Source organism: Mycobacterium sp., from assembly GCF_035653355.1.
GTDB lineage: Bacteria > Actinomycetota > Actinomycetes > Mycobacteriales > Mycobacteriaceae > Mycobacterium.
The window spans coordinates 1-6,489 of record NZ_DASRBZ010000334.1 but is presented as its reverse complement, the minus strand read 5'-3'; the positions used below and the strand labels follow the sequence as shown (position 1 = coordinate 6,489).

The following is a 6,489-nucleotide window of genomic DNA, read 5'->3' as shown; positions in this document are numbered from 1 at the left end:
CCCGGACACAATGATCCCCGCGACAATCGCCAGCCGCGCCGCAACGTTGCCGCCGGCCGCCGAGCCACGCAGCGGTTGTGCGGGCATGAACCGTGGACATATCAACCGTGAAGTGCATTCGGGGGACAGCCGAAGTGAGGGTGTCGACGCCCGCCCGGTTCGATGTGGTTGATCGCCAGCACAACCACTTCAGCGTCGTTGCGTCTTCCGCGCGGCATGGGTGGTCGAACAAGATCCTTTCGGTCACCGTGCCGGGCGGCGAGGTCTTCGCCCCCGAGGTCGGCGGCGAGAGCCCGGTCGTCGGGCAGCTACGCGGACGCATTCGCGGGATTGTCCGGCCGACGCGTCAGCCGAAGAAGGCGGCGGCGTCGTCGTAGCGAGTCTGCGGTACCAGCTTGAGCTGGCGCACCGCATCGGCCAGCGGCACACGGCCGATGTCTTGCCCGCGCAGCGACACCATCATCCCGTACTCGCCGGTGTGTGCAGCGTCGGCCGCGTTGACCCCGAACCTGGTAGCCAGCACCCGATCGAAGGCGGTCGGTGTGCCACCGCGTTGGACATGCCCGAGCACCGTCACCCGCACGTCCTTGTTGATGCGTTTCTCCACCTCACTCGCAAGCTGCGCGGCCACCCCGGTGAAACGCTCATGTCCGAACTCGTCGACGCCGCCTTCCCGCAAATTCATCGACCCAGGAACCGGTTTGGCGCCCTCGGCGACCACGCAGATGAAATGTGAGTCACCCCGCTGGAAGCGTCCCTTGACCAGCCGGCACACCTCTTCGACGTCGAAGGGCTGTTCGGGAATCAATGTCATGTGAGCACCGGACGCCAAACCAGCATTCAAGGCGATCCAGCCGGCGTGCCGGCCCATCACCTCCACCAGCATGACCCGCTGGTGCGATTCGGCGGTGCTGTGCAACCGGTCGATGGCCTCGGTGGCGACAGTCAACGCGGTGTCGTGTCCGAAAGTCACATCGGTGCAATCGATGTCGTTGTCGATGGTCTTCGGCACCCCGACGACCGGGACGTTCTCTTCGGACAGCCAATGGGCGGCAGTCAGAGTGCCTTCACCGCCGATCGGGATCAGCACGTCGATTCCGTTGTCGTCGAGGGTCTGCATAATCTGGTTCAACCCGGCCCGCAGCTTGTCGGGGTGCACACGGGCGGTGCCCAGCATCGTTCCGCCCTTGGTCAGCAGCCGGTCGTTGCGGTCGTCGTTGTGCAACTGGATGCGCCGGTTCTCCAGCAGCCCGCGCCAACCGTCTTGGAAGCCGACCACCGCCGAGCCGTAGCGGGCGTCGCAGGTGCGCACCACTGCCCGGATGACGGCGTTGAGCCCCGGGCAGTCGCCGCCCCCGGTGAGAATCCCGATCCGCATGCCCTCATCTTGCCCGGCCAGCAGATGCAAAAGCACCCAAAACGCCCGGTTTCACGGCACTTTTGCGTCTGCTCGCGCTAGACGGCCGACGGCAGCGGCCCGCGCGCGGCCTCGTAGGCCGCCGCCACCCGGTAAAGGCGATCGTCGGCCAATGCCGGCGCCATGACCTGCAACCCGACGGGAAGGTTGTCGTCCGGTGACAACCCCGACGGCACCGACATGCCACAGTGGCCGGCCAGGTTCAACGGCAGCGTGCACAGGTCGAACAGGTACATCGCCAGCGGATCGTCGACCTTCTCCCCCAACCGGAACGCCGTGGTCGGTGTCGTCGGCGACACCAGCACGTCGACCGTTCTGTACGCCTCGTCGAGATCGCGCGCGATCAACGTGCGCACCTTCTGTGCCTGGTTGTAATAAGCGTCGTAGTAACCGGCAGACAGCGCATACGTGCCAATCATGATGCGCCGCTTAACTTCTGGGCCGAATCCAGCGGCGCGGGTCAGCGCCATCACCTCCTCGGCGCTGTGCGTGCCGTCGTCGCCGACCCGCAGCCCGTAGCGCATAGCGTCGAAGCGGGCCAGGTTGCTGGACACCTCCGACGGCAGGATCAGGTAGTAGGCGGCCAGCGCGTAATCGAAGTGCGGACAATCGACTTCGCTCACGTCGGCACCGAGTGCGGTCAACTGCTCGACAGCGGCGTTGAACGACGCCAGCACGCCCGGCTGGTAACCCTCGCCGCTGTGGAGCTGGCGTACCACGCCGATGCGCACACCGCGCAGATCGCCGTCGGCGCCGGCCTTGGCGGCACCCACCACGTCGGGCACCGGCGCGTCGACGGAGGTCGAGTCTTTAGCGTCATGCCCCGCGATCACCTGGTGCAGCAGCGCGGTATCCAGCACCGTGCGTGCGCACGGGCCGCCCTGATCCAGCGACGACGCGCAGGCCACCAGCCCGTACCGCGACACCGTTCCGTACGTCGGCTTGACGCCGACCGTTGCGGTCAGCGCGGCGGGCTGGCGGATCGAGCCGCCGGTGTCGGTCCCGATGCCCAGCGGCGCCTCAAACGCGGCCAGCGCCGCCGCCGTGCCGCCGCCAGAGCCGCCGGGCACCCGCTCGACGTCCCACGGATTGCGGGTGGGGCCGTAGGCGGAGTTCTCGGTCGACGAGCCCATCGCGAACTCGTCCATGTTGGTCTTGCCCAGGATCGGGATGCCGGCCGCACGCAGCCGCGTAGTGAGCGTGGCGTCGTACGGGGATCGCCAGCCTTCGAGAATCTTGGATCCGCAGGTCGTGGGCATGTCGACGGTGGTGAACACATCCTTGAGCGCCAGCGGCACGCCGGCCAGCGGGGACGGCAGCGGCTCGCCGGCGGCCAGCGACTTGTCGACCGTGCCGGCCGCGGCCAATGCCTGCTCTGCGGCAACATGCAAGAACGCGTTGTACCGATCGTCGGTTGCCTGGATCTGGTCGAGGCACGCCTGGGTGAGCTCGGTGGACGACAGTTCCTTGTCGGCGATCTTGGCGGCCAAGCTGGCGGCGTCCAGCCGGACGATGTCGGTCACTGCGGCTCACCGAGGATCTTGGGAACGGCGAAGCGGCCGTCGACGGCCTCGGGCGCCTGGGCGAGCGCTTCCTGCTGGGTCAAGCACGGCATGATCTCGTCGGGCCGGGTGACGTTGACGTCTCTGAGCGGGTTGTCGGTCGCTTCGACGCCGGTGACGTCGACGGCTTGGATCACGCTGACGTGGGTCAAGATGGCGTCGAGCTGGGTGGCAAAGCTGTCCAGCTCGGCGTCGGTCAACGCCAGGCGGGCCAGCCGAGCCAGGTGCGCGACCTCCTGACGGGAGATGCGGGAGATCTGGGACACGACCGAAAAGCCTAATCTGCGGCTTAGCGGTGCAGTCACCCAGCCAGAACGGTTAGCGGCCGAAATGCCGTCGGCGTATCGCTGTGTCACAGTGTTGCGCGTGCCGTCGTATCTGCTGCGCGTCCAATTGGTGGACCGACCGGGCAGCCTCGGCTCTTTGGCCGTGGCGCTCGGCTCGGTCGGCGCCGACATTTTGTCGCTCGACGTGGTGGACCGCGCCTCCGGGTACGCGATCGACGACCTGGTGGTCGAGCTGCCGCCGGGGGCGATGCCGGACAGCTTGATCACCGCAGCCGAAGCGCTCAAGGGCATCCGGGTGGACAGCCTGCGACCGCATACCGGGCTGTTGGAAGCTCACCGGGAGCTGGAGCTTCTCGACCACGTCGCGGCGGCCGGCGACAACGATTCCCGGCTGAAGGTGCTGGCCGACGAAGCCCCGCGCGTGCTGCGGGTGGGCTGGTGCACGGTCGTGCGCAAGACCGGCACAGGCCTGGATGTGATGGTGGGCAGTCCAGGCGCGCCGGAAACGAAGGTGTCGTCGGCACCGTGGTTGCCGATCCGGCGCGCCGAGGCGTTGGACGGCACCGCCGACTGGGTGCCGCCGGCCTGGCGCGATATGGACACCACCCTGGTGGCGGCGCCCCTGGGTGACCCACACACCGCGGTGATGCTGGGCCGGCCTGGTGGACCGGCTTTTCGTCCGTCGGAGGTGGCGCGGCTGGGATACCTCGCCGGCATCGTGGCGACGATGCTGCGCTGAACGAGCGCGCTCGTCGAATCACTGCGGCTCGGCGGCCTGGAGCACCGCATCGACCACATGTCGGATACGGCCGGCGGCCTGATCAGGGTCGGGCTGGCCGGCGTCAAGCCAGGCGATGACGGCGTCGGTGGTGAGGCTCGGCAAGAGGTGTGCTGCCCAGCTTCGCCACCGCTCGTCGGCTATGTCAGCAAGGTGGCGCCGCGTGATCTCGGTACCGCTGTCGTTGACGGTTTCCATGACGTCGCGAAATTCGGGTTCACGGGCCGCGTAGCGAAACAGCAGTCGGAAGGCGTCGGGATCAGCAGCCGCTGCACGCACTAGCGCGGGGATGCTGCCGTCGTCGAACTCGTCCCCGCCGGTGGCCTGCCGTAGCCGGCGGTAACCGTTGTCGAGCACTTCGCGGTAGAGGTCAGCCTTCGAGGCGAAGTGCCGGTACAGGATCACCGGAGTGACACCAGCTTCGGCGGCGATGACATCGAGGCCGGTGTTGGCGAAGCCGGCGCGCGCGAAAGCCCGAGTCGCGGCATCGAGAATCTGTTCGCGCCGTTGCGCGCGAGGCAGCCGTCGCGTCGGCTCGGTTCGGGCAACCGTCACCGGCAACCTCCTCATATTAAAGGCATAATTTACAACCAGCCTTGTCTATAGTATCTTATACAAGAGGTCTTCAACGGAGGATGCGGTGACGACATCAGCCCGGCTGCCTTTCCCGCAGACACGTCCCCTCCAACTCCCGCAGCAACTGCGCGCGTTGCAGTCGCAGGGGCCTATCCATCGAATCCATACGCCGGTAGGTCACGAAGCATGGCTGGTCACCGGCTATGCAGAGGTGCGGCGTTTGCTCGAAGACGACCGACTCGGTCGCGGACATCCCGAACCCCATACCGCCGCACGCATTGGGCAGTCGGCATTGTTCGGTGGTCCGCTGGGCAACTTCGACACCGAGGAGGCCGACCACGCACGAATGCGTTCATTGTTGCAGCCGCACTTCTCGCCCCGGCATTTGCGGTCTTTGGTACCGAGGGTCGAAGCGCTCAGCAGCGGACTGCTCGACGAAATCACGCAACACGGTCCGCCAGCCGACCTGCACGCGAATTTGGCTGTGCCGTTGCCAATTCTGGTGATCTGCGAACTGCTGGGCGTGCCGTACTCCGATCGTGACCAGTTCCGCGCCTGGACTCAGGACACCGCCAACGTATGCGATCACGCACGCTCAGAGCATGGCCTGGCCGAACTGTTCAGCTACGCCATGAAGCTGGTCGAACACAAACGCTCTCATCCCGACGACGACGTGATCTCTCGACTGTGCGCCACCCCGGGCGTATCGGACGCCGAAGCCGCCCTGCTGTCAATGGCATTGCTCTTCGCCGGACACGAGACCACCGTGGTTGCGATCGGACTTTCGGCATTGATGTTGCTGACGAATCCCGCTCATTGGCGGGCGCTTTGGGCTACCCCCGCGCTGATTCCGAGCGCGGTCGAGGAGCTATTGCGGGCAACGAGTTCCGGTGGCGGCGTCGGCGGCATACCCCGCTACGCACGAACAGACTTCGAGATCGATGGCGTTGCAATCCACACCGGAGACCTAGTGCTGCTTGACATTGGCTCGGCCAATCACGACCCGACGGTTTTCGGCCAACCCGACGACCTGGACCTCGCCGGCAAACACGCACCTCACCTCACCTTCGGATACGGCGCACGTTATTGCATTGGGGCCCCTTTGGCGCGTATCGAGTTGAAAACTGTGTTTAGCCAACTAATTCCACGCTTTCCGTCGATGCACCTTACGGTAGATCCGGCGATGCTGACTGTGCGTAGCGACGTACTGGCCGGCGGGCTCGTCGAACTACCCGTGTCGTGGTGAACTGAGCTGCGGCCGTCAGTGCGCGGCTGAGATTCCTTGCGGCCCCTCCGCTAGCAGCTTGCGGAACCCGTCCTCGTCAAGGATGGGCACACCCAGCTCGACGGCCTTGTCGTATTTCGAACCGGGCGAATCGCCAGCGACAACGTAGTCGGTCTTCTTCGACACCGAGCCGGCTGCCTTGCCGCCCCGCGCCACGATGGCCTCCTTGGCGTCGTCGCGCGAGAAGCCGGTCAGCGATCCGGTAACCACGATCGTCAGCCCTTCCAGCGTGCGGGGCACGCTGGTGTCGCGCTCGTCGGCCGTCCGCACGCCCGCGGCCCGCCACTTCTCGACGATCGCGCGATGCCAGTCGACGCCGAACCACTCTGTGACGGCGGCGGCGATCGTGGGCCCGACACCCTCGACAGCGGCCAGCTGCTCGGTCGACGCCGACATGATCGCGTCCAGGCTGCCGAACTCGGTGGCCAGCGCCCGCGCGGCCGTCGGCCCCACATGGCGGATGGACAGCGCCACCAGTACCCGCCAGAGCGGCCGGGATTTCGCCTCCTGCAGGTTGGCCAGCAGCCGCTTGCCGTTGGCCGACAGCGCGCCGGCTTTCGTGCGGAAAAGTTCCGTGCGCAACA

8 protein-coding genes are annotated in these 6,489 nt (G+C 66.5%); 3 read left to right on the top strand and 5 right to left on the bottom strand.

The features are described 5' to 3' along the window. The first annotated feature begins 140 nt into the window (after positions 1-140). Positions 141-377, top strand: a complete 237-nt coding sequence (locus VFA16_RS11565; protein ID WP_324967941.1) for a hypothetical protein — start codon at positions 141-143, stop codon at positions 375-377. Here the strand turns inward: VFA16_RS11565 and VFA16_RS11560 are convergent. From VFA16_RS11560 to gatC, 3 genes are all read right to left on the bottom strand, one after another. Next, complete coding sequence (locus VFA16_RS11560) at positions 347-1,378, bottom strand: ATP-dependent 6-phosphofructokinase (RefSeq protein WP_324967940.1); 1,032 nt, start codon at positions 1,376-1,378, stop codon at positions 347-349. The genes VFA16_RS11565 and VFA16_RS11560 overlap by 31 nt on opposite strands. 77 nt (positions 1,379-1,455) lie before the next feature. Further along, positions 1,456-2,940 carry an Asp-tRNA(Asn)/Glu-tRNA(Gln) amidotransferase subunit GatA gene (gene gatA, locus VFA16_RS11555; protein WP_324967939.1) on the bottom strand — a complete coding sequence of 495 codons (1,485 nt, stop codon included), beginning with the start codon at positions 2,938-2,940 and terminating at the stop codon, positions 1,456-1,458. Then, positions 2,937-3,236, bottom strand: coding sequence for an Asp-tRNA(Asn)/Glu-tRNA(Gln) amidotransferase subunit GatC (gatC, locus tag VFA16_RS11550; protein WP_324967942.1), 300 nt, complete (start codon positions 3,234-3,236; stop codon positions 2,937-2,939). The genes gatA and gatC overlap by 4 nt, the downstream gene beginning before the upstream one ends. A 109-nt stretch (positions 3,237-3,345) precedes the next feature. On the opposite strand from gatC, the gene VFA16_RS11545 reads away from it, so the two are divergent. Continuing rightward, a complete protein-coding gene (locus VFA16_RS11545; RefSeq protein ID WP_324967938.1) occupies positions 3,346-4,005 on the top strand; it encodes an amino acid-binding protein in 660 nt (219 codons plus the stop codon). Between the two features lie 18 nt (positions 4,006-4,023). On the opposite strand, the gene VFA16_RS11540 is transcribed toward VFA16_RS11545, so the two are convergent. Continuing rightward, entirely contained in the window at positions 4,024-4,599 is a 576-nt protein-coding gene (locus VFA16_RS11540) for a TetR/AcrR family transcriptional regulator (protein WP_324967937.1), read from the bottom strand. Positions 4,600-4,744: 145 nt separating this feature from the next. On the opposite strand from VFA16_RS11540, the gene VFA16_RS11535 reads away from it, so the two are divergent. Then, positions 4,745-5,866, top strand: coding sequence for a cytochrome P450 (locus VFA16_RS11535; RefSeq protein WP_414687697.1), 1,122 nt, complete (start codon positions 4,745-4,747; stop codon positions 5,864-5,866). A gap of 15 nt (positions 5,867-5,881) precedes the next feature. Here VFA16_RS11535 and VFA16_RS11530 read toward each other — a convergent pair. Next, positions 5,882-6,489 (bottom strand): helix-hairpin-helix domain-containing protein (locus VFA16_RS11530; RefSeq protein WP_324967935.1); only part of this gene is annotated, 608 nt, incomplete at its 5' end.

Coding starts and splice junctions, on each gene's coding strand:
- VFA16_RS11560 (WP_324967940.1), bottom strand. CDS start 1,378: ATGCGGATCGGGATTCTCACCGGGGGCGGCGACTGCCCGGGGCTCAAC.